The 22467-nt window shown below is 60.2% G+C and carries 16 protein-coding genes and 1 tRNA gene; 11 read left to right on the top strand and 6 right to left on the bottom strand.

Translation table 11 applies throughout. The features are described 5' to 3' along the window. Window positions 1-203: 203 nt before the first annotated feature. Complete coding sequence (gene acs / locus GV829_RS08900) at window positions 204-2144, top strand: acetate--CoA ligase (RefSeq protein ID WP_169945926.1); 1941 nt, start codon at window positions 204-206, stop codon at window positions 2142-2144. 75 nt (window positions 2145-2219) lie between these two features. Further along, window positions 2220-3107, top strand: a complete 888-nt coding sequence (locus GV829_RS08895; protein WP_169945924.1) for a haloalkane dehalogenase — start codon at window positions 2220-2222, stop codon at window positions 3105-3107. 48 nt (window positions 3108-3155) lie between these two features. On the opposite strand, the gene GV829_RS08890 is transcribed toward GV829_RS08895, so the two are convergent. The 4 genes from GV829_RS08890 to GV829_RS08875 form a co-directional block, all read right to left on the bottom strand. Then, complete coding sequence (locus GV829_RS08890) at window positions 3156-5054, bottom strand: ABC-F family ATP-binding cassette domain-containing protein (protein ID WP_169945922.1); 1899 nt, start codon at window positions 5052-5054, stop codon at window positions 3156-3158. Window positions 5055-5202: 148 nt separating this feature from the next. Beyond that, the gene (locus GV829_RS08885; RefSeq protein ID WP_169945920.1) at window positions 5203-6804 is read right to left on the bottom strand and encodes an autotransporter outer membrane beta-barrel domain-containing protein; all 1602 of its coding nucleotides are present in this window, start codon (window positions 6802-6804) and stop codon (window positions 5203-5205) included. 127 nt (window positions 6805-6931) lie between these two features. Then, window positions 6932-7561 carry an LON peptidase substrate-binding domain-containing protein gene (locus GV829_RS08880; RefSeq protein ID WP_169945918.1) on the bottom strand — a complete coding sequence of 210 codons (630 nt, stop codon included), beginning with the start codon at window positions 7559-7561 and terminating at the stop codon, window positions 6932-6934. Window positions 7562-7569: 8 nt separating this feature from the next. Further along, complete coding sequence (locus GV829_RS08875; protein ID WP_169945915.1) at window positions 7570-8481, bottom strand: tetratricopeptide repeat protein; 912 nt, start codon at window positions 8479-8481, stop codon at window positions 7570-7572. 228 nt (window positions 8482-8709) lie between these two features. On the opposite strand from GV829_RS08875, the gene GV829_RS08870 reads away from it, so the two are divergent. The 7 genes from GV829_RS08870 (at window position 8710) to GV829_RS08840 (ending at window position 18800) form a co-directional block, all read left to right on the top strand. Next, window positions 8710-8784 (top strand) — tRNA-Gly (locus GV829_RS08870). A 285-nt stretch (window positions 8785-9069) separates the two neighbouring features. Beyond that, window positions 9070-9744: a Rieske (2Fe-2S) protein gene (locus GV829_RS14260; RefSeq protein ID WP_212612116.1), complete on the top strand. Its 675-nt coding sequence runs from the start codon at window positions 9070-9072 to the stop codon at window positions 9742-9744. A 304-nt stretch (window positions 9745-10048) separates the two neighbouring features. Continuing rightward, entirely contained in the window at window positions 10049-10447 is a 399-nt protein-coding gene (locus tag GV829_RS08860) for a hypothetical protein (protein ID WP_169945913.1), read from the top strand. Window positions 10448-10564: 117 nt separating this feature from the next. Further along, window positions 10565-12871, top strand: a complete 2307-nt coding sequence (locus GV829_RS08855; RefSeq protein WP_246202794.1) for a TonB-dependent receptor — start codon at window positions 10565-10567, stop codon at window positions 12869-12871. 4 nt (window positions 12872-12875) lie between these two features. Continuing rightward, window positions 12876-14300 (top strand): PepSY-associated TM helix domain-containing protein, encoded by a 1425-nt coding sequence (locus GV829_RS08850; protein ID WP_169945911.1) that lies wholly within the window; start codon window positions 12876-12878, stop codon window positions 14298-14300. A 13-nt stretch (window positions 14301-14313) separates the two neighbouring features. Next, on the top strand, window positions 14314-16344 hold the full coding sequence (locus GV829_RS08845) for a TonB-dependent receptor (protein WP_246202792.1): 2031 nt from the start codon (window positions 14314-14316) through the stop codon (window positions 16342-16344). Window positions 16345-16349: 5 nt separating this feature from the next. Further along, the gene (locus tag GV829_RS08840) at window positions 16350-18800 is read left to right on the top strand and encodes a TonB-dependent receptor (RefSeq protein ID WP_169945909.1); all 2451 of its coding nucleotides are present in this window, start codon (window positions 16350-16352) and stop codon (window positions 18798-18800) included. 85 nt (window positions 18801-18885) lie between these two features. Here GV829_RS08840 and GV829_RS08835 read toward each other — a convergent pair whose 3' ends face one another. Next, window positions 18886-19323 (bottom strand): helix-turn-helix domain-containing protein, encoded by a 438-nt coding sequence (locus GV829_RS08835; protein ID WP_169945907.1) that lies wholly within the window; start codon window positions 19321-19323, stop codon window positions 18886-18888. 478 nt (window positions 19324-19801) lie between these two features. After that, a complete protein-coding gene (locus GV829_RS08830; RefSeq protein ID WP_169945905.1) occupies window positions 19802-20674 on the bottom strand; it encodes a LysR family transcriptional regulator in 873 nt (290 codons plus the stop codon). A 177-nt stretch (window positions 20675-20851) separates the two neighbouring features. Here GV829_RS08830 and GV829_RS08825 point away from each other — a divergent pair, with 177 nt between their 5' ends. Then, window positions 20852-21760: an alpha/beta fold hydrolase gene (locus GV829_RS08825; RefSeq protein ID WP_169945903.1), complete on the top strand. Its 909-nt coding sequence runs from the start codon at window positions 20852-20854 to the stop codon at window positions 21758-21760. Next, window positions 21757-22182, top strand: a complete 426-nt coding sequence (locus GV829_RS08820; protein ID WP_169945901.1) for a PaaI family thioesterase — start codon at window positions 21757-21759, stop codon at window positions 22180-22182. The genes GV829_RS08825 and GV829_RS08820 overlap by 4 nt, the downstream gene beginning before the upstream one ends. The last annotated feature ends 285 nt before the right edge of the window (window positions 22183-22467 follow it).

Genomic DNA, 22467 nt, shown 5'->3' with positions numbered 1-22467 from the left:
CTTGCGACCGCTTTCGCTTTTGCGGTTCCCGTTTCGGGCAACCTATCGGCAAGCAGCGCGGATGGGTAGGGGGAGAAGTGACAGCCCGCTGTCCCGGCACTGAAACACACCCTGGCCGTCAAATACCCTGCCTGCCCTTCATTCCGTGCGCACCCTTGGCTATGGCCATGGGCAAAGGTGAAACAATGATGGGAGAGAGTCGCATGGGCGAGGCCATTTATCCGGTTCCGGAAAGCTGGGCGTCGGGCGCACTGGTCAATGCCGCGCAGTATCAGGACCGCTATGTCCGCTCGGTCAACGACCCGGAAGAATTCTGGCGTGAAGAGGCCCGGCGCATCGACTGGATCCGTCCCTTCACCAGAGTCAAGAACACGAGCTTCCACGAAGCTGATTTCGGCATCCGTTGGTTCGAGGATGGCACGCTCAACCTGTGCGCCAATGCGCTTGATCGCCATCTCGCCGAACGCGGGGATGCCATCGCCATCCTCTGGGAAGCCGATGATCCGACAGAACCGGAACGCCGCATCACCTATCGCGAACTGCATGAACAGGTTTGTCGCTTTGCCAATCTGCTCAAGCAACAAGGTGTTGGCCGCGGCCATCGCGTCACCATCTACCTCCCAATGGTGCCCGAAGCCGCCGTCGCCATGCTCGCCTGCGCCCGCATCGGCGCCATCCATTCGATCGTCTTTGCCGGCTTCTCGCCCGACGCTCTCGCTGGCCGCATAAAGGACTGTGACAGCAGCATCGTCCTCACCGCTGACGAAGGGCTGCGTGGTGGGCGCAAGGTTCCGCTCAAGGCGAATGTCGATGAGGCGTTGAACCAATGTCCCGGCGTTACCAGCGTCATCATGCTGCGCCGCACCGGGGCCGATGTGCCGATGCTTGCCGGGCGTGACGTCGATTGGCACGAAGGTGTCGCCTCTCAGTCCGCCGATTGCCCGGCCGAGGAAATGGGCGCCGAAGACCCGCTGTTCATCCTCTACACCTCGGGCTCGACCGGCAAGCCAAAGGGCGTGATGCACACGACCGGCGGCTATGCAGTCTGGGCATCAATGACCCACCACTATGTCTTCGATTACCGCCCAGGACAGATTTACTGGTGTGCCGCGGACATTGGCTGGGTCACCGGCCACAGCTATGTTGTTTACGGCCCTCTGATGAACGGCGCGACCACAGTGATGTTCGAAGGCGTGCCCAACTGGCCCGATCCCTCACGCTTCTGGCAGGTGGTCGACAAATTCGGCGTCGAAATCTTCTATGGCGCCCCAACCGCCCTGCGTGCGCTGATGCGCGAAGGCGATGAATGGGTCAAAAAGACCAGCCGTTCGACATTGCGTCTGCTCGGTTCAGTCGGTGAACCGATCAATCCTGAAGCATGGGAATGGTATCACAAGGTGGTTGGTGAACGCCGCTGTCCGATTGTCGACACATGGTGGCAGACCGAAACCGGTGGCACGATGATCACCCCCCTGCCCGGCGCCACCGCGTTAAAGCCCGGCAGCGCTACCCTCCCCTTCTTTGGTGTCCAGCCAATGCTGGTCGACAATGATGGCAAACCTATCGAGGGCGCAGGCGACGGCTGTCTTGTCATCACCGACAGCTGGCCGGGGCAGATGCGCGGAGTATGGGGGGACAGCGAACGCTTCTTCCAGACCTATTTCACGACCTTCCCCGGTCTCTATTTCACCGGGGACGGTTGTCGCCGGGATGCCGACGGCTATTACTGGATCACCGGGCGCATAGACGACGTCATCAACGTCTCGGGGCACCGCATGGGCACCGCCGAGATCGAAAGCGCACTCGTCGCCCATTCCAGGGTCGCCGAAGCCGCAGTCGTCGGCATGCCGCACGACATCAAGGGCCAGGGCATCTATGCCTTCGTCACCTGCAATGCCGAAGTCGAGCCTGATGAAGCACTGCGTAAGGAGCTGGTGCAATGGGTCCGTCACGAAATCGGCCCCATCGCCACGCCGGACATCATCCAGTTCACCCCTGCCCTGCCCAAAACCCGATCGGGCAAGATCATGCGCCGGATCCTGCGCAAGATCGGCGAGAATGACGTCAGCAACCTTGGCGACACCTCTACCCTGGCTGACCCGTCGGTGGTTGATCATCTGCTCGCCAACCGGCCGGCCACTTGACCAGCAGGGTGGGACGATTGACGCCCTCCAGTGATTATGACATAAATAGTGCCATAATCACTGGAGCCCCCGTTCATGCAGGTTTTGCGCACGCCTGACAGCGCCTTTGCCGCGATCAGCGATTTCCCTTACCAACCCCGTTATCATCAGGTTACGCCCGAATTGCGCATGGCCTATATTGATGAAGGCCCCAGGGACGCACCGGTCGTGCTGATGATGCACGGGGAACCGACTTGGTCCTATCTTTACCGCCATATGATCGGCCCCGTGGTCGCCGCCGGCTACCGCGTCGTTGCGCCTGATCTGATCGGCTTCGGACGGTCGGACAAGCCGGCTGCGAAGGCCGATTACAGCTATGCCAAACATGTCGCCTGGGTTCGTACCCTAGTAGAGTCACTCGACCTTAACCGCATTACCCTGGTCTGTCAGGATTGGGGGTCGCTGGTCGGTATCCGCGTTCTCACCGAATGTCCCGACCGCTTCCACGGCATCGCCCTTTCCAACGGCGGACTGCCCGAAGGCGGCCCGGCTCCGCTGGCTTTCCGCATCTGGCGGGCCTTCTCGAAATACAGCCCCATCTTCCGCATCAGCCGCATCGTCGCTGCCGGCACCAAGCGGCCGTTCAGCCCGGCTGAAATCGCCGCCTATGACGCACCATTCCCTGATGACAGCTTCAAGGCGGGCGCACGCATTTTCCCCAGCTTCGTGCCGTTCGAAAATAATGTGGCGGTTCCGGACCAAAAGCGCGCATGGGAAGTGCTCGATCAATGGACCAAACCGGTCATCTGCTGCTTCAGCGATGGTGACCCGATCACCCGAGGCGGGGAAAGCCGCTGGATCGGCCGCGTCCCCGGTACCGCCGACCAGCCGCATACCACCTTGAAAGGCGGTCATTTTATTCAGGAAGACGACCCGGCGGGCTTTGTCGATTGTGTGCTCAAGGTGGCGGGTCAGGGGCGCTGAACCGGCAACATCCATCCCTTCCCTGGGGAAGGGATGAGGCGGGCAACATCACGCCCCCTCAATGGCCTCCTCGGCCGCCATCCACTCCGCCTCTGCCCGCTCTAACTGGCCCTCTAGCTCCGCCCGCTTCTTCATCAGGTCAGACAGGTTGACGCTCGCCAGTGCCCCCTTGGTCCCGGCGGGATCAGCCAGCGCATCGTCAATCGCCCTTATCTCGGCGGTCAGCGCCTCGACCTTCTTTTCCGCCGCCCGCACCACTGCCCGCAGCGCCTTCAGCCGCTCGCGATATTGCGCGCCGCTGCGCTTCTCCTCCTTGCGCGCCGCGCCGCCGCTTCCGCCACCCGCCTTGGCCGATGCCTGTGCCGCGCCGTCGCCCCTGCCCTCGCCCTTGCTCAGGATCAGGTCGGTGTAATCATCCATGCTGCCGGCATATTCGCGCGCCGTCCCGCCATCGACGAGCACCAGCCGGTCCGCGGTCAGTTCGAGCATGTGCCGGTCGTGGCTGACCAGCACCACCGCACCGTCATAGTCGTTGAGCGCCTGCACCAGCGCTTCACGCGCATCGACATCCAGGTGATTGGTCGGCTCGTCGAGGATGAGGAGATGCGGCGCCTCGCGCGTGATCAGCGCCAGCGCCAGCCGCGCCCGCTCGCCGCCCGAAAGCTTGCCCACCTTCTGCGTCGCCCGCGGCCCCGAAAAGCCAAAACGCCCCAGTTGCGCCCGCACCGCGCCGGGGCTCGCCCCGCTGCCCATCGCCCGCGTCATATGCTCCAATGGCGTATCCTCGCCGTCGAGCTCCTCGACCTGATATTGGGTGAAATAGCCGACGCGCATCTTGCCCGACGCGGTCATCGCCCCCTCCATCGCGGGGAGCTGCGCCGCCAGCAGCCGCGCCAGCGTCGTCTTGCCATTGCCGTTACGCCCCAACAGCGCCAACCGGTCATCGGGGTCGATGCGCAGGTTCAGCCGCTGCAGGATCGGCGTCTGGTCATAGCCCACTGACGCCAAGTCGAGCGTGATCAGCGGCGGCCGCAGCGGGTCGGGACTGGGGAATTGGAACGACAGTGTCGGGTCGCTCGCCAGTTCGGCAATCGGCTGCATCTTGGCCAACGCCTTGGCCCGGCTCTGCGCCTGCTTGGCGGTCGAGGCCCGGGCGCTGTTGCGCGCGATATAATCCTGCAACCGCGCCCGCTGCGCATCCTGCGACGCCTTGGCCGCCGCCAGCTGCGCCAGCCGCTCAGCCCGCTGCCGCTCGAACGCGTCATAGCCGCCAACATAGAGCGTCGTCTGCCCTCCCTCGAGGTGGAGGATATGATCGACAACATTGTTGAGCAGGTCGCGCTCATGGCTGATCACCACCATCGTCGCGCGATAGCTTTTGAGGAAATTCTCCAGCCACAGCGTCGCTTCGAGGTCGAGGTGGTTCGACGGTTCGTCGAGCAGCAACAGGTCGGGTTCGGAAAACAGCAGCGCCGCCAGCGCCACGCGCATTTTCCACCCGCCCGAATAGGTGGAGAGCGGCCGTTGCTGCATCTCTTCGTCAAAGCCGAGACCGACAAGGATGCGCGCCGCCCGCGCCGGCGCGGTATAGGCGTCAATCGCGATCAGCCGCTCATGGATGTCGGCCAGCCGCTCCGGCTCCGCCCCCGCCTCTTCCTCGGCGAGCAGCGCCGCCCGCTCGACATCGGCGGCCAGCACCGTCTCGATCGGCGTCGCCGCCCCATCGGGCGCCTCCTGCGCAATATAGCCGATCCGCGCTGCCCGCGGCATGTCGACCGATCCCTCATCAGGGTCGATCTGGCCGATGATCGTCTTCATCAGCGTCGTCTTGCCCGCCCCATTGCGGCCAATCAGCCCCACCCGCGCGCCGGTGGGCAGAGAGGCGGTGGCACGCTCAAGAATGGTGCGCCCGCCAAGGCGGACAGTGATACCGGACAGGGAAAGCATGGCGCGCCGGTAGCAGGGCCAAGCCGATATGTCATGCGGGGATGCGTGGGGGGGGGGGGGGAGTGAAGGGCCGCACTGACTCCCTTCCTGCAAGGTAGGTGGGGGTGGGTACGAGCGAAGCGAGACAGCGCCCTCAAAGCTATTTTCCCTAATTCACCACCGCATCAAACAGCATCGCAAAGCTCGCCCCCGCCCCCAGCGTCAGCGCCGATCCCGTAATCGTCAGACCCGAAATCGACAGGCCGAACGGGTCGCTCTCGTCCGTCCCCGCCGCATCATCATCCTCGACCGTTGTCGCCCCGGCGCAGCTGGTGCCGGATCGCATGGTCCCGGCAATATAGTTCAACGTCGCGGGCACCGCGTCGTTGGCAAAGACATTGCTCACCGCCAGCGTGCCGGGGTTGGTGACGAGCAGGCAATATCGCATCCGCGCGCCGGGGATCGCCATCGGCACCGCGTTGCCGAGCGGGTCGGACACCACGCTGGACGTCTTGGCAAAGGTCAGCGGCGGTATCCGCGTATTGGTCCAGGTACAGATGATCGCCGTCTCTCCCGCGCCAATCGTCAGACCATCGGCCAGATTGCTGTCCGCCGTCCCGCTGCACGCCACCGCGCCGAAATAGCGCCCGGCATTGGTGCCGAGCAGCGTCTCGGCCAGCGTCACCGTCTCACCGATCACCACCGGCGTGGCCGTTGGGTCGGTGTCCAGCTGACCCGCAGTTCCCGCATCGGACGCGAATGTCTCGATGGCCGTCGCGCCCCGGCTCACCGTCAGGCTGGCGTCATCGCCAACGATGGCGTTGACCCACTGCTTGCGCAGCGTCACCCGCGCATCATCATCGGTGATGGTATAGGTGCCGGTCGACTGCACCGTCGCGCCGCAATTGGTCGTATGGCCCAGCGTGTATCCGGTGCCGGTGCCGACCGAATAGGTGATCGTCTCGCTGCCCTCGACCGCCGTGTCATTGGTGATCGTGATGCCGAGCGGAATGGCGCTGTTGTAATAGGTGCCTGCCGGCACGGTGACGGTAAAGCTCGCCCCGCCACCCGGCGTCGTATAGTCGGTGCCGCGCACTGCCGTGCCGCCGGTGATCGTCACATTGACGTTGATCGCACTCGTCGTGCTTCCGGTCACCAGCAGCGTGGCGATATTCGCCAACGGCACCGATTCCAAGCCAGTGCCCGACCCGGTGGATAGCTGGACAAACGGCCTCAAGCCCAACTGGATGCCGTCGAGGAAGTTGCCATAGGAGCCGGTGTTGGTCGTGGTGAACTGCACCCGCTGCATGCCCGATGGGCCGGTATAGGTGGCGGTGCCGGTGTTGACGTTCCACACCTGGTTGGCGGTCGTCGAATTTTGCGTCGCCAGCGTCTGGATGACCGTGCCGGTGCTGGTCGCCACCCGGAACACCGCCGTCTGCGTCGCCGCACCGCCTGAGCGGGCGCGGTGAGCAAAGGTCCAGCTGATCGGCTCACCATTGATCAGGCAGATATTCTGGTAGAATGTGCCATTCACATTGGCATTCATCTCGGCAAAGACATTGCCTGCATAGGCGGGAACGCCGCTGAAATTCGTGTCCCACAGCTCGATCTCGCCCGTCGTCGTCGCCCAGCCCGGCACCGACGTGTCGGGCAAAATCTCGTAATTGGGCGCGCCCGGCCCCGCCGGATCATTGAGCTCGAACGAAGGGTTTTCGAGCGACCGCATCTGCGCGTTCGCCGGCACGCTGCCAAAGGCCAGCAAAGCCATGGCACCGCAGGCGGGCCAAGCGGCCCGCAACAGCCTGACCCGAAAGGGCAGCATCCTGGCACATGCGTCATACATTCCTGTCAGCGCACTAGCCGACAGGGCTTAAAACTCACTGAAGCCGCACAGCCTATTGCAGGGTTGCCCGATTGTCGTCCGGGCCACGCTGGCTGGTGGCAAAGCGCATCAGCTGCATCAGCAATTCGGCCCGTTCGTTGATTGTCGCTGTCTCGAGCAGCGCCTGTTTGGCGGCCACATCAAAGGGCGCAATCTGAGCCATGGCGTTGACCAGCGTCACATCATCCAGTTGGGCAATACCGTCCCAGTCCACCCGATACCCCAACCAGGCCGCAAAGCGGCGGGCTTCATTGTCGAGCGCGGCCCGTTCAACTGCTGCCAGCGCCTCATTGGCACGCGGCGCGATCAGGTCCCCCTCCGCCTGACGGAACAGCGTTGGAGCATCCAGCTCGCGGATCAGCCTGAACAGCGACTTGCCTTCAAGGATCAGATTATAGCGCCCGTCGTCGAGTGCTTCGATCTCGGCGATCCGGCCGATGCACCCTATCTCGAACAGCGCTGGTTTGTCCGCACCTGGCCGTTCCCCTTCACGTGGCTGGATCATGCCGATCATCCGGTCGCGCGCCAGCGAGTCCGATACCATGGCACAATACCGCGGCTCAAAAATGTGCAACGGCAACTGCAGTCCCGGATAGAGAACCGCACCGCCCAGCGGAAACAGGGATATGCGCTGCCGGGTCATACAGGAACTCACCCGAACAATATGTCGGACAGGCGCCGTCGCTGCGCTTTCACCCAGCCGTCTTCCAATCCGACCGCCTCAAACAGGGCCAGCAAACGTGTCCGCGCTTCACCATCATTCCAGCCCCGATCAGCGGCGATGATGTGCAGCAGATTGTCTGCCGCACCGTCGCGCTGGCCTGCACCGATCTGGGCGAGAGCCAATTCAAGCCGAGCCTGATGATCCTCCGGATTGGCCGCCACCTTGTCATGCAGGACCATCATCTCGGAAGAGGGCGGCGCATTGCGCGCCAGTTCCAGTGCCGAGCGCGCCTGACCGATCGCGGCATCCTTCGCGAGGTCCGCCGGCACATCTGCCAGAGCGGCCTCTGCCTCTTCCAGCATGCCCGCCGCCGTCAGCGCACGGATCAGGCCGCCGTGCGCCGCAGCGCTGGTTGGCGCAATTTCGATGATCTGCGCAAAAATGCCGACCGCCCGTTCCGCCTCGCCATTGGCTAGCACATCATCACCCATCGCAAGCAGCGGCTCGACCTGCTGCTCCGCTGCGGCATCCTCACCCTCAATGGGCAACTGCCGTAGGATCTGGTCGAGCAGCCCCTTCAGCTGCGATTCGGTGCGGGCATTGGTCAGGTCGGCGACGGGCTGGCCCTGGAACATCGCATAGACGGTGGGGATCGACTGGATGCGGAATTGCGCGGCGATGAACTTGTTCTCGTCGACATTGATCTTCTTCAGGACCACACCCTTCCCGGCATAGTCCTCTGCTACCTTTTCAAGAACCGGCGTCAGCTGTTTGCAAGGGCCGCACCATTCCGCCCAGAAATCAAGGATGACCAGGCTGGTCATCGACGGCTCGACGACATCCTTGCGGAAAGCCTCGACGGCTGCCTGATCTTCCGCACTCAATCCCAATGTTGCCACAATCTTCGTTCCTCACCATGGCGCATTGCGGCCAAAGTCGGCCAGCCCGCAATTTTCGTCCCGCCTCCATATGGTGTCGAATCCTCGTCGCTGCAAACCCCTGACACGGCCAATGGCCACTTTTGAAATTTTATGCGGATTCCCCCTTGCCGCACCCGCACCATGCCGCTATTGGCCGCCTCCTGTCCCCGGCGGTGGCCATCGGCCCCGTCTTTCCGACACGCCAGAGCGGGCGTAGCTCAGGGGTAGAGCACAACCTTGCCAAGGTTGGGGTCGAGGGTTCGAATCCCTTCGCCCGCTCCAGTTTTGCTTCGAAAAACCTCGATTATACCTGTCCATTCTCGGACCTGGCGCCTTTGAGTGTTGGGCACGTTGCGCCTTTCCATTCTCGCATTGCCGACACAGTTGCCCCGGCTCTTCTCGGTCACGGTGCTCGCCGAAATGGCCAAAGCTGGAATCAGCAATACTCTGGCCTGCCCGAATGCAGCATCAACCCCGCCATGGATAGCAGGCGGCGGCCCGCTCTGACCTTGCGGGCTTGTCTGCTCAGGCGAGCGGGTCCATCAAGGGGTCGGGAAAAGCATCATTATGATGATTGAAGTCGGCCAATTGGTGCGCGAAGTCCGGGCCAGCGCTGTCCGGGTGATAGAGGATGAACTGGACTGGGAGCATCTGCCCCATGTCCACGCCTTTGCTTTTGAAAGCATTGCCCTCAATCACGCTGATCGCAATGGGTGGGATGCGCGGGTTGTGCTGCGTGGCGGGCAGGCACTGCGAATGACTGTTACTCTGGACGCAGACCGGCTGGGTTATTGCAACAGGACCTTTGACGAGGAAGGTTACGAAATCGGTAGGACGACGTGCCGGACCTTACCAGCAGGCGATGAACGCACTACCATGCGGCTGCGCTTCTTCGTTCCAGACCATCCCGGTCTCGACATCGCGGCCGCGGGCGAATTTTATGCCACGTTGTGGAATCAACTGATCGACGAAGACGAACCCAAGATGATTCACCGCGCCCGTGCGCTCAAGGAAGGCGCCAAACTCCACAAATCCAGGCGCCAGGTGGCGCTGGCTGACGGTTCCATTATTGATGTACCCTTGGCCTGCCCGCATCAGGGATTGCCGCTCGACTGTGAACCCGATGCTCACGGCGTGATGATCTGCCCATGGCACGGATACCGTTTCGATGCCCGCACTGGCCAATGCCTGTCAGGTCAGATCAGCGGCTGGACCAACCGCGCTGCGGGAGCCTTGGACTAAAGGTCAAAGCCCCGTTCGCTTCGCCGTAACCGTCCTTCAGCTTGAGGCGCAACCGGCATCTAAGAATACCAGCCGATATGGGCTGGATTCGAATTATTGTGCTGGCGGGGGGCAGTCGACCGGCGTCGAACCTTCTCTGGGGCATAAGCTATTGAAATATATCAACCGTAGTGAAATTTCGAATCTCATGACGGAGCATTTGGCTCCCATCTGCATATGCTCTCGCAACCAAGAGTGCAGCTCGCAATGAGGGGTTCGGCTGAAAAGGTGACAGCGTAACTTTCTTACGCTACCGACCCTGCCCATGAACGCATGGGCCCGAGATTCGAAGGCAGGGAAGTCGCTTTTTGCGATTGCTGTGCTGCTCGCGCTCTCCCTGCGCGTTCTGATCCCGACCGGCTTTATGCCGACGGTCAGCTCCCAAGGTCTGGTCGTCGAACTCTGCTCTGGCATGAGCGGCAAAACGGTCACCATTGACCTCGGCAAAAAGCTCCCTGGCGAAAAGCAGCAGCGCACCGCTGATAGCCCTTGCGTTTTCGCTGCGGGCTTGGGCCATGGTCTACTGGCAAGCGCTGAGTTGCCGACTATTCTCCCCTTCGTTTATGGCCTGACCATCTTCGTTGGGACGGCCATTGCTGATCTGACAATCAGCCGTCTTGCTGCCCCGCCGCCGCCATCTCAAGGCCCGCCTGCGCTGAGCTAAGCTCGCGCAGCGGACAACAAACACCACGTTCGCTGCTGACCTGCGCTCAGGCTTTGCCTTCGCGCGCGTCTGACATCCGGTTCGGATGATCAGGCGTCACAGTGAACAGGTTTTATCATGTCTAAAGTTAATGCGGCGATCTCGCCCAAGATTTCAATTAAGTCGTCGATGATTGCACTGGCGGTAGCACTGAGTTCCACAACTGCCTTTGCAGAAGAATCCGCCTCCTCAGCCGATGCAGCCGCAGACGCGTCAACAATTCTAGTGGTAGGCCAGAAGGACGCTCCCATCACCGTGGTCCCACGCGGGCTTTCCGTCTCGCTGGGGCAGGAGGAATTCGACGCAGTCAACGCGCTCAATGTCGAAGACCTTATGAAGTACGCGCCGAACTTCTTCGTTCGCAAGCGGTTTGCGGGCGATGATAACGCGGTGGTTGCACTGCGCGGCGCCAATACGATCCAGAGCGCGCGCACGATCGTCATGGTCGACGGCTTTGTCGTATCCAACTTCCTTGGCAACCGGTGGGATTTTCCGCCCAAGTGGAATGTCGTCGGCCCGGCCGAAGTGCGCCAGTTCGACATTGTCTATGGTCCCTATTCTGCGCGGTATGGCGGCAACTCGATGGGCGGCGTGATCTCTGTGACGACCCAGGAGCCTAAAGAAACTGGGGCCTATGCGACGGCGCAAACCATGATCATGCCGTTTAAGGAATATGGCTTTGACGAGACCTTCAAGGGCTACAGCCTGGAAGGCGGCGTCAACTGGAAGCAGAAAGATGGCCCTTGGTCGGTGCGGATTTCTGGCCGCCATTTTGAAAACACCGGCCAGTCGATGACCTATAACCTGCTGACTGCCACAACCGGCACCGGCACAGCCGTGACCGGAGCCTATGAAGACCCACGTCTCGCCACGCCGGTGTTTGGTGCCGCCTCACCCGTTGACGTGACCCAAGATCAGGCCCGACTGCGCATTGGCTACGCGACTGCGGACGGTTGGCAAATCGACGCGCTGGGCATGGTCTGGTTGACCAGGCAGGATCTGACTGACCCGCGAAGCTGGCTGGTGAACGCCAGTACTGTTGCGCCGGTCTATCAGGGTAAGGTCAGCTTCGGCGGCAGAGTCTGGAATGCAACCGGCCTCACCATGTCGAAGACCCGCCGAACCGAATATCTGGCCGGCCTCAAGCTGGCGGGCCCTGCTGCCGGCTGGGATGTGTCTCTAAACCTCTCGCGATATTGGATCCCCAAGTGGGACACCCGCACTTCGAAGGATTATGCCACAGGCGTTGCGCTGGGACAGGGCACGCAGTCTCTCGTCAACGCACCCGGCTGGTACACCGGGGATCTTACGATCGAGCGCGCATTTGGCCAGCACAAGATCGCCTTGGGTGCGAACGCCAACCTCTACCAGACCTCGACCGATAGCTTCACGACGACAAACTGGGACGCTGCAACTGCCCCAACCTATTCAACCTCAACCTATGGCAAGACCAGCCTCTGGGGGGTGTGGCTTGAAGACGCGATTGACCTTGGCAATAGCTGGGTCCTGACCGGAGGCCTAAGGTATGACGGCTGGCGCGCTTATGATGGCGGCATTGCGAAAGTCTATTCGGGCGCCCGCAAGGACGATGGTTATCCCACGCGAACGGATAACAGCTTCAGTCCCAAGCTGAGCCTGCAAGGTGAACTAAGCGATGCACTGGCGGTCCAGATCAGCCTTGGAACGTCCAAGCGCTTTCCAACGGTTGGCGAACTCTACCAAGGTCGCTTTGATGACATATCGCAAGCCATCGATCCGCAAAGCTTCGACCCTAACCTGAAGGCTGAACGCTCGGAGGATGCAAACCTCATCCTGCGTTACGGTACCGGGAAGGTTCAAACGACGCTCAGCCTGTTCTACCAGAACATCAAGGATGCCATCTTCAGCTTCAGCGGCCTCAATCAGTTCGGCACGGTCATCACCAGCTACAAGAATGTCGATCAGGTCCGGCAATACGGCGCCGAGCTAATGGTTGAAGCCAAGGACATCCTGATTCAGGGCCTTGATGTTGACGCTAACCTGGCCTGGATCGATGCAAAGACGGTTAAGAACGCTGCCAATCCAGCCGCCGAAGGGGTTCAGTTCCCCCGTATCCCGGAATGGCGAGCCAACGGCAACATTCGGTATCGCGTGGCTGAGCCGGTCAAGGCATCGATCGGGTGGCGCTACGCATCGCGTCCCAACTCCGACCTTTTTGGAATAGTCCGCGGGGACGCATATGGTTTCCAGACCGAGTACTTCACAGTCGACACCCGCGTGACCTGGCAGCTCAGCAAGCAGCTCGAACTAGGCGCTGGGATTGATAACCTGTTCAACGATCAGGCCTATGTGTCGCATCCGCTACCGCAGCGGACGTTCGTTCTTGATCTGAAAGCGAAGTGGTAAAGTCATGAACGACCAGACCAGCAGAGCCTGGCTCTATCGGACGATCTGGCGCTGGCATTTTTATGCTGGACTGTTCGTCGTGCCCATGGTGCTGATCCTGTCCCTGACCGGCGCGGCCTACCTGTTCAAACCACAGGTAGAGCGCTGGGAGGAACGAGCCTGGCGTGATCTGCCAACCGAAAACGCCGCTTCTCCCGATGCTCAGGTCAAGGCTGCGCTTGCGGCTTTTCCCGGATCGCGGCTTCATTCCTATCGCTTGCCGCAGAGCGAGAGCGACGCCGTTTTGATCCACGTCACACTGGCCAGCGAAGGCTCAGCGCGGCCGGAAATGCGCGACGTCTTTGTTTCGCCGCAGGGTAAGGTGGTCGGCGTTCTCGACCCCGAGCGGCGGATCATGCAGGTGGCCCACGACATTCATGGGCAACTTTTGCTTGGCAAGCGCGGCAGTTGGATTGTGGAGCTCGCAGCCAGCTGGGCAATCGTCATGATCCTGACCGGGCTCTACCTCTGGTGGCCGCGCGGACGCGGGTTGGCGGGGGTGGTCTGGCCACGCCTTTCAGGCGGGAAAAAAGTGGTTTGGCGCGATCTGCATTCCGTGACGGGCTTCTGGGTCTCGGGCCTTGCCATGGTGCTCTTACTGACCGGGCTGCCCTGGGCAGACGTATGGGGCAGCGCCTTCAAGGCTGTGCGAACTGAAATGGGCTGGGTTAAGGGTCAGCAAGATTGGACCATCGGCGGTCAACCTGCCGGTGACACTGAACACGCTGATCACGCTCACGGCGCGATGGCGGTCAGCAATCCAGCCATGCCAACGATGTCGCATGTAATGCCGGATGGGTCCGTGATGACCATGGCCATGACACCCGTTTCGCTCAGCCAGATCGTTGCCGAAGCGAAAAGCCAGCGCTTGCCGTTCCCGGTGATCGTGACCCCTCCGGGTGGGCCACAGCGCTTTGGCCGAAAGGCCACCACCGACTGGTCAGTGCAATCTGACACTCAGAACCGGCCGCTCCGCGTAACGCTGACTTATGATCCAATGACTGGCAATCAGACCTCCCGCGAGACGTTTGCCGACAAACACGTCATCGACCAGGTGGTCGGCTATGGTGTCGCTTGGCATGAAGGTCAGCTGTTCGGGTGGTTCAACCAACTTATCGGTGTTGTAACCGCCCTGATGCTTGTGACGTTGTCTATCACGGGTTTCGTCATGTGGCGGCGGCGGAAGCCCGACGGGCAGCTTGGCGCTCCGCCGGCTTCGGCGTCACCGACAAAGCTGAAGGGCATCGCAGCTCTAATCCTGGTATTAGCTGCTTTTCTGCCGCTGCTTGCCGCCTCACTGCTGGCGATGTGGCTCATCGAGTTGCTAATCATTCGCCGATTTGCGAGCTTGGCGAAATGGCTCGGCATATCGGTTGGTAACCAGCGCTAAAATGATACTTAGATTGAAGGGCGGCAGTAGGGCCATGATCAATGTTCGATGGCTGTCTGTTGCATTGGCTCTGCCCGCCGCGCCGGCGTTTGCCGAGGCTCCCCCAGGTGCCATTGAAAACGAAATCATCGTTTATGGCCGGTCGATAGATCAGGTCGGGATCGCTACCAGCGGGTCTGAAGGCGTGGTTGGCTATGCCGACTTTGAAAATCGTCCGATTAGCCGGGTTGGCGAGCTGGCTGAAAATGTGCCCGGCCTGATTGCTACGCAGCATTCCGGTTCAGGCAAGGCCAATCAGTATTTCCTGCGCGGGTTTAACCTGGACCATGGCACTGACCTCGCTGGCTTTGTCGACGGTGCACCGATCAATATGCGCAGCCATGGGCACGGGCAGGGATATCTCGATCTCAACTTTCTGATCCCCGAAATGGTCGAGCGGATCGATTATGCAAAGGGACCCTACCACGCTGCAGATGGTGATTTTGCCTCTGCCGGATCGATGCGGTTTGTAACAAAGTCGCGGCTTGGCCGTCCCATTGTCGAAGTGACGGGGGGATCTTTTGGCTATTGGCGCGGCTTGGCCGCCGGGAGCGCCGATATCGCAAGCGGCTCGCTACTCGGTGCATTGGACGCTACCGTTTCCGATGGGCCATGGGTGCTTGATGAACGGCAGCGCAAGTTCAATGGGTTGCTCAAATATACAGCGGTCAATTGGTCACTTGGCCTGTCAGGCTATGCCAATAGCTGGACCTCGACCGATCAGGTGCCGGAACGCGCGATCGCCTCTGGTCTGATACCGCGCAATGGCTTTATCGACCCTCATCTTGGTGGCCGAGCTGGACGGATCGCGCTGACATTCAACGGCCAATTCGGGGATACGCGTGTCTCGGCCTATGCGATTGGATCGCGCCTCGAGCTGACCTCAAATTTCACCTACTTTCTCGATGATCCTGTGAGCGGCGATCAGTTCCGTCAGGCCGACAGGCGTGGCGTATTTGGCGGCTCGATTCGTCATGAGTTCAAGGGTGACCGCGTGACCTGGCGCATTGGTGCCGACACGCGCTGGGACAGGATCGGCCAAGTTGGGCTCTACGATACGGTCATGGGAGAAGTGGTAGGCACCGTTCGCGAAGATCGAGTCGACGAATTTGGTGGGGGCCTATACGGTGAGGCGGAACTCTCATTGGCGCGCAACCTACGCCTCGTGCTTGGCCTGCGTGGTGATGCTATCACCTATGATGTGAAGTCTGATCTAGCGCTGAACTCTGGGAAGGGATCGGCTGCAATCGTAACGCCCAAGGCTGCATTGGCATGGCAAGCGGGTGGCGGGATCGAACTCTACGCCAATTATGGTGAGGGATATCATTCTAACGATGTCCGCGGAGCCGCTATCCAAGTGGATCCAGCGAGCGGCGCGTCAGCCGATAAGGTTCCAGTCTTCGCACGCTCCCGCGGCGCAGAGCTCGGTGCACGCATAGAGCGTTCACGCCTGACGGCGTCGCTAGTGGGCTATTGGCTCGATCTGGCATCAGAACTTGTATTTGTGGGAGATGCTGGAACCACGGAGCCCAATGACGCGTCGCGGCGGTTTGGCAGTGAACTCGCGCTGTTTTGGCGGCCAAGTGAAGGGCTCACTTTAGACAGCACAGCATCCTGGACGCATGCACGGTTTCGGGGTGTGGATGCTGGGCAGGGTCATATCCCGGGTGCGACGCCATTTGTGCTGGGCGGCGGGATCAGCGCAAAAGTCTCACCTCGAACAACGCTAACGGCAAGGCTGCGGCATTTTGCAGGTGCTCCGCTGATCGAGGATAGTTCGCAGCGATCGCAACCAACAACGCTTGTGAACCTGGGAGCCTATTGGGAGTCTGGCCGGGTGCGTCTTGGATTGGACGTGTTGAACCTGTTTGATGCCAAGGACCCGGACATCAGCTACTGGTATGCCTCGCGGTTGCCTGGAGAGCAGTCCGGAGGAACGGAAGATCGACATATCCATCCAGTCGAGCCTCGTCAGGTGAGAGCGGTATTTAGGATAAGAAATTGAGCTCCATGACTGCACTGCGAGCAATCGTACTCGGATCAATTGCTTGGAGCGTGCTGCCCGGCAAAGCGTTTGGTGCGGAAAAAGACCAGTATCAGATCTTAGTCACGGCAAGTCCGCTCGGAGGTGCTGAGGCTAAGGTCGCTGATGCGAAGGCGCTTGAAATTTCAGGCGCGGTCAGCGTGGCCGATCAACTCGTCCGCACCGCAGCAGGGGTGAGTGTCAACGACATGCAGGGCAATCCCCTGCAAAATGATATAAGCTTTCGTGGTTTCACGGCTTCGCCGCTGCTCGGCACGCCGCAAGGTCTGTCGGTCTATCTCGATGGGGTGCGGGTCAACCAGCCCTTTGCCGAAGTGGTCAACTGGGACCTGATCCCGACATCGGCCATAGCCCAAATCGACCTAATATCAGGCTCTGCCCCACAGTTTGGACGTAATTCGTTGGGCGGCGCGCTGACGGTTCGGACCAAGGATGGCAAGAACGATCCGGGCATTGGGCTGGAAGCAAGCTATGGTTCGTTCAATCGCTTCACCGGCAACGCCCAGTGGGGCGACCAAGCCGATAATGGCCTCAACTGGTTCATCACCGCCGATCATTTTCGCGAGGATGGCTGGCGCGATTTTTCGCCCTCGCGTGCGACCCGCACCTTTGCCAAACTGGGCTGGAGCGACGCGCAAAGCGATCTGTCGCTTTCCGGCCATTTCGCCGACACAAACCTCAACGGCAACGGCCTTCAGGAAATGCGTCTGCTTGCCGCCGACCGGTCGAGTATCTACACCGCGCCCGACAACACCAGAAGCCGGGCCTGGCTGGTCAATCTCAAGGGCAGCCATGCGCTCTCCGACACAGTCAGCTTCAGCAGCAACGCGTTCTGGCGGCGCACCCGCACCGCGACTTTCAACGGCGACGTCAACGACGGCTCGCTGGGCCAAAGCTTGTATCAGCCCAATGCCGCCGAACGGGCCGCGCTGACTGCTGCGGGCTATACAGGGTTTCCGCTGACTGGCGAGAGTCAGGTTAACACGGCGTTTCCCAAGTGGCGCTGCATCGCCAATGTCCTGCTCAACGAGGAACCGAACGAGAAGTGCAACGGCCTCGCGAACCGTTCACTGACGACGCAAAGCGAATGGGGCTTTGGCGGCGAACTGGCGATGCGCGAACCCATTGCGGGCATCGAACAGAGCCTCACTTTCGGCCTGTCCTACGTGAATGCCCGTGCCGATTTCGCGCAGCGTTCGCAGTTCGGCTATCTGCTACCCGACCGCACGGTGGTCACGGTCGATGGTCCCGGTGCCTTTGCCGATGGGACCCAGAATTCCGAAGGCGCTTTCGATGCGCGGGTCGACCTGCACAGCCGCACCGCCAGCCTCGGGATCTACGCGCTGGAAAGCGCGCAGTTGGCCAAGCGCCTGCGGCTTGATCTGGGAGGGCGCTATGACCGCACATCCATCCACAACCGTGACCGTATCACCCCCGGCGGCGGCACCGGTTCGCTCGACAGCGATCCGGTCTACGATCACTTCAACCCCTCGGCTTCGCTGACCTGGCAGCCAACAAAGGGGGCGGAACTCACGCTATCATGGTCGCAAGCCTCGCGCGCGCCCTCGGCGATCGAGCTAGGCTGCTCTGACCCCGCCAGCCCGTGCCGCCTGCCCAATGCGCTCGCGGGCGATCCGCCGCTGCGGCAGGTGGTAGCACAGACGATCGAAGCGCGTGCTTCGCTGCGAGGTGATACGTGGACGCTCGGCGGCAGCCTGTTCCGGACCGATGCCAGCGACGACATCCTGTTCGTGACCGACGATCCCTCAGGGTTCGGCTATTTCCGCAATTTCGGGAAGACCCGGCGGCAAGGTTTCGAAATCGAGGGCTCGGCCACATTCGGCGCGTTGTCGCTCTTGGCCAGCTACACTTATCTAGACGCGACCTACCGCTCGCCCGAAGTGGTTGGCGGCTCTCCCAACTCGGCCAATGATGCTGTGGCACCGGGCTTCGAAGGCAGCATTGCCATCAGTCCCGGTGACCGCATTCCGCTGATCCCACGCCACCTGTTGAAGGCCGGAGCTCAATGGAGCCCGATTCGGCAGGTCAGTTTCAGTCTCGATATGATTGCGGCCTCCGGGGTCAATGCGCGCGGCAACGAGAACAATCTTCACCAGCCTGACGGCGTCTATTTCCTCGGCCCGGGCAAGACCGATGCTTACGCGGTGTTCAACCTCGGCGTAGAGGTCCGTCCGGCTAGCGCGGTCACGCTGTTCGCTACGGTTCGCAACCTGTTTGAAAAGCAATATGCCACTGCGGCCCAACTCGGACCGACGGCCTTCGATGCCAATGGTAACTTCGTTGCTCGGCCGTTTAGCGGCCCTGTGATCGACGGCGATCGACCTCTGCTGTCATCGACGTTCTATGCAGGGGGCGCGCCGCGATCAGTTCAGATTGGAGCGCGGCTGCGGTTCTAAAATTTGAACATAGGCAACCTCTCATTAATGCCCGACACGAAAGTATCGGCATACCAGCCTCAGTTTGAGCTGAGACCCTGAAGGCCTACTGCATCGCCTGCTTCTGATGAAGTCGCACCAGACCTAATCCCAAGATCTGGCAAATCTCCGCCATGCGTTCCTCGGGCGTCATATCATCCGGGTGCGGCCCTCCAGGCGACCAGGCTCGATCCGGTTGCGGTTGATAGACATGCTTGTTGGCAAAGAGATCCTTCACCAGCGAGGGCTTCTTCGCGAGGATCGCCAGCAGGACTTGCGCAGGCCCGGTAGGTTCACGGCGGCCCTGTTCCCAATTGAGCAAAGTGCCTTTGGGCACCCCAATGCTCTGGGCGAACTCAAACTGGGACAATCCGGTTTTCGCACGGAGAGCCCCGACATTCACCGGCGGGACTTTAACGCGAGGCTGTCTGCCGGCGCTTTTGCCAGAACCGACATAAGTCACGGTTACCTTCAGCCCACCGAGGGCGCTTTTTCTCTTTGTCATGGGGCTGGCTAAGTTCGACGCAAAAGTGCGTCAATGGCGCACACTTGGGCCGGAGGCAGGCAGGAACGGTGGCTGGCTCAAAAACCGTACCGAACACAATTCAGTGGAGAGCTTTTTAGGGCTCAAAAATGGCGGATTTTCGCCGTTTCGTTCTGAAGGTGCATTTTGTGGTTCGCAAAAATCACAATGGTAGGCATTTGAATTCGCGTTTTTTTCGAATGATCAAATGGTTGCCAGGCTCTCGACTGAAACCAACCAAAAATCGCTTGAAAGCATTGAAAATAAGCCATTTTTCAGAAAGATGAGGCCTCTAACCGAGTTTGTATTTGGGCCCTATTTGTCAAATGGCGGTGCGAGAGCGACCCCCAACCAACTCTCTCTTAGTTTATGTGATTGAATTTAAATGATCTTTATGCGTCCGTTCAAGCGCCAAAGCCGCTAGTGACAGCCCTTATCTGATGTAACGAGATACCGGGCCCTAAAGCGCTGCAAAGGCTGAAATGATCCACTTTTGAACGATTTTGACAGCCGGCAGATGTCGAAGATCGCGATGCACTATGAGCCAGGGCTGACGCGTCGGTAAGGCCTCAGGCAGTGGGATGGGGATAAGCGAGGCCGAACGGGAAGCAAAGGCCGCTGGAAGTAGCGCAATGCCCGCTCCGGCCTCTGCTGCTGTCATCAAGCCCCTTGTGCTTGCTGTCCGCATTACGACTGTATCGGAAAGGCCTTGGCGCGCGATCCAATCAAGTTCGGGCAAACGGCCATAACTGTCATCATAGATCAGCAGTTTTTCTGACTGCAGTTTGATCTCGTCCGGCGAACGGCCTGCGAGATAATTTGGGGCGGCAAAGAAGCCAAGCCGGATGTCAGCAAGCCTGCGCGCATAGAGGCTGGCGCCTTCAGGGCGAACCATCCTGATGGCGAGATCGGCATCACGCCCTGCGAGGCTGACAACATCGGCCTGGGACTGAAGATGCACCGGAAAATCTGCTCCGCTTTCCCACAGTCGGTTTAAGGCAGGGGCGAGCACGTCAGAAATTACAAATTCGGTGGCGGAAACCCGTATAGGGGTTGATTGGGCACCTTTGCGAAGGCTCGTCGCCAAACGCTGCACACGCAACAACTGCTCGGCCAGGGGGTCCGCCGCCTCGGCAACTGCAAGACCGTTTTGCGTCAACCTGACTCCATCGGCGCGACGATCTACAAGCTGTATGCCCAGCATGGATTCCAGCGTCTCAATCCGCCGAGAGACCGTGGATACCGCAACACCGCGCGCCCTGGCCGCGGCGCTGAGCGTTCCTGCGTCGCGGATAGCGATAAGGTCATTAAGATCCTGCGGGTCGATGGCCACCAATACATCTTTGCAAAAACAAGAAAACGTTTTGCTTTATTGCAAAATGGAGAGTGCCATTCAATCGGCTATCGATCGAGAATCCGTGGTCCCGTGGATAAAGGGCAATCCAAGCAAATTTCCTGATCGGCAAAATTTAGTGACCTTAACGTTAATCCAAAGGCAGGACAGCAATTGATGAGAAGCTTCATATCTAGTCTCGGCGCGCGCATCGACACTTGGAATGGTGCAAAGAGAATGGAGCAGTACCGGAACGGCTGGCCTGCCAAGGCAACACCCAATGTCCGGTTTCATCGAACGCCCATGGTGCAATACCGCTATCTTGACGAAGGTAATGGACCGACGATTATCTTTACCGTCGACCCGCCAATGACGATCGAAGTCTATGGTCCGCTGGTAGAGGCATTCTCCAAACAGTTTCGTGTGGTGGTGGTTGAATTGCCTGCAATGGGGTTCTCCGCAACTTTAAGCGGCTACAGCTTCGGCTTTAATGAGACAAATGATGACCTGGCGTCTTTCATTCGTGCGGTCTGCGGTGAGGGAAGCATTTTTGCCTTTTCATGCGCCGCCAGCCTGGCTGCAATCGATATTGCCCACCGCATGCCTGAGCTTGCGTCGCACCTCTGCTTGATCCAGGCAGGAGGGACAGAGGCGTTCGCGATCTGGAAAGCGGCTCGGGACCCCAAGGGCATTCTTGCCAAGCCCGTTATTGGGCAGCTGACCATGAAGCGCATGGCTCCGCGTCGAATGCCGCAATGGTATGGCTTGTCTGTCGGGCGAAGGGAACAGGTCGAGCATTTCTGTTCCTGTGCCGAGCGGTCATTCGCACATGGTGCGATGTGGTCGCTGGCCAGCGCCTATCAGCTTTACCTCGACCAGCGGCAAGAACTACCCCAGCCGCCGCAGCCTATGCTCTCTATCTGGGGAAGCGCCGACCGCTCGCATCCGGCAAGTAACGCACATTCGCTGGCCCGGCTGTATAGCGACGTGCACAGCGTGACCTTCGACCACCTTGGCCATACACCCGAGTTGGAGGAGCCAGCGCTGGTCCTCGACGCAATCACTAACTTTGTGGACCGGTCATGACCGGCACGGGACATCCCATACCGCCCGGCTTTGAACCGCATTTCCGGCAAAGTCCGGTCACCGATCCTTGGGAGCCGCTCTATATCAAGCGATCAGGGCCAGATTTTATATTGGCACTGAGGATCGACAGGCAACATTGCAACGCACGAGGCCTGCTCCATGGAGGCGTCATATCAGCATTGGCTGACAATGCCATGGGTCTGAGCTGCATCCTTCAGATGGAGAATGTCTCTGCTTTGACCGTCAATCTTGCGGTCGATTTCCTGCACGTTGGGAAGATTGGTCATTGGCTGGAGGTGCGCGCCCGGCCGGACAAACTTGGCCGCACGCTTTCCTTCGCAAACGCTCGGATTTTCGCAGATGACGATCTGATTGCACGGGCTAGTGCGACATTTCGTATCATCGCACGAGCGGCAGAGTAGATGACGTAACTGCGGAAAGAATTCCAAATGTCGGACCTACGCCAGTGGCGTAGGTCGTCGCAGACAGCGAGAACATCATATCGACCGAACCTCGAAAGAAGGGGTTCGGTCGGTGAAAATGGCCGTTTTCTGGGGCTTTAGGTTTTCGGGCAGGTGATAGAGTTCGTGAAGCTCTTGGCAGGCGGGCGGTTTTTCCAACTCACGGCCTGTGGATGGCGAAGCGGCAGTGGAGAGCCATTCCGCTCAGAAACAACCGAAATTCAACGGTTTTCAAGAGGTCATGCT

Origin of the sequence: Sphingomonas lacunae (genome assembly GCF_012979535.1) — a bacterium.
Taxonomy (GTDB): Bacteria; Pseudomonadota; Alphaproteobacteria; order Sphingomonadales; family Sphingomonadaceae; genus Sphingopyxis; species Sphingopyxis lacunae.
This window is presented reverse-complemented; position numbering and strand designations above follow the sequence as displayed.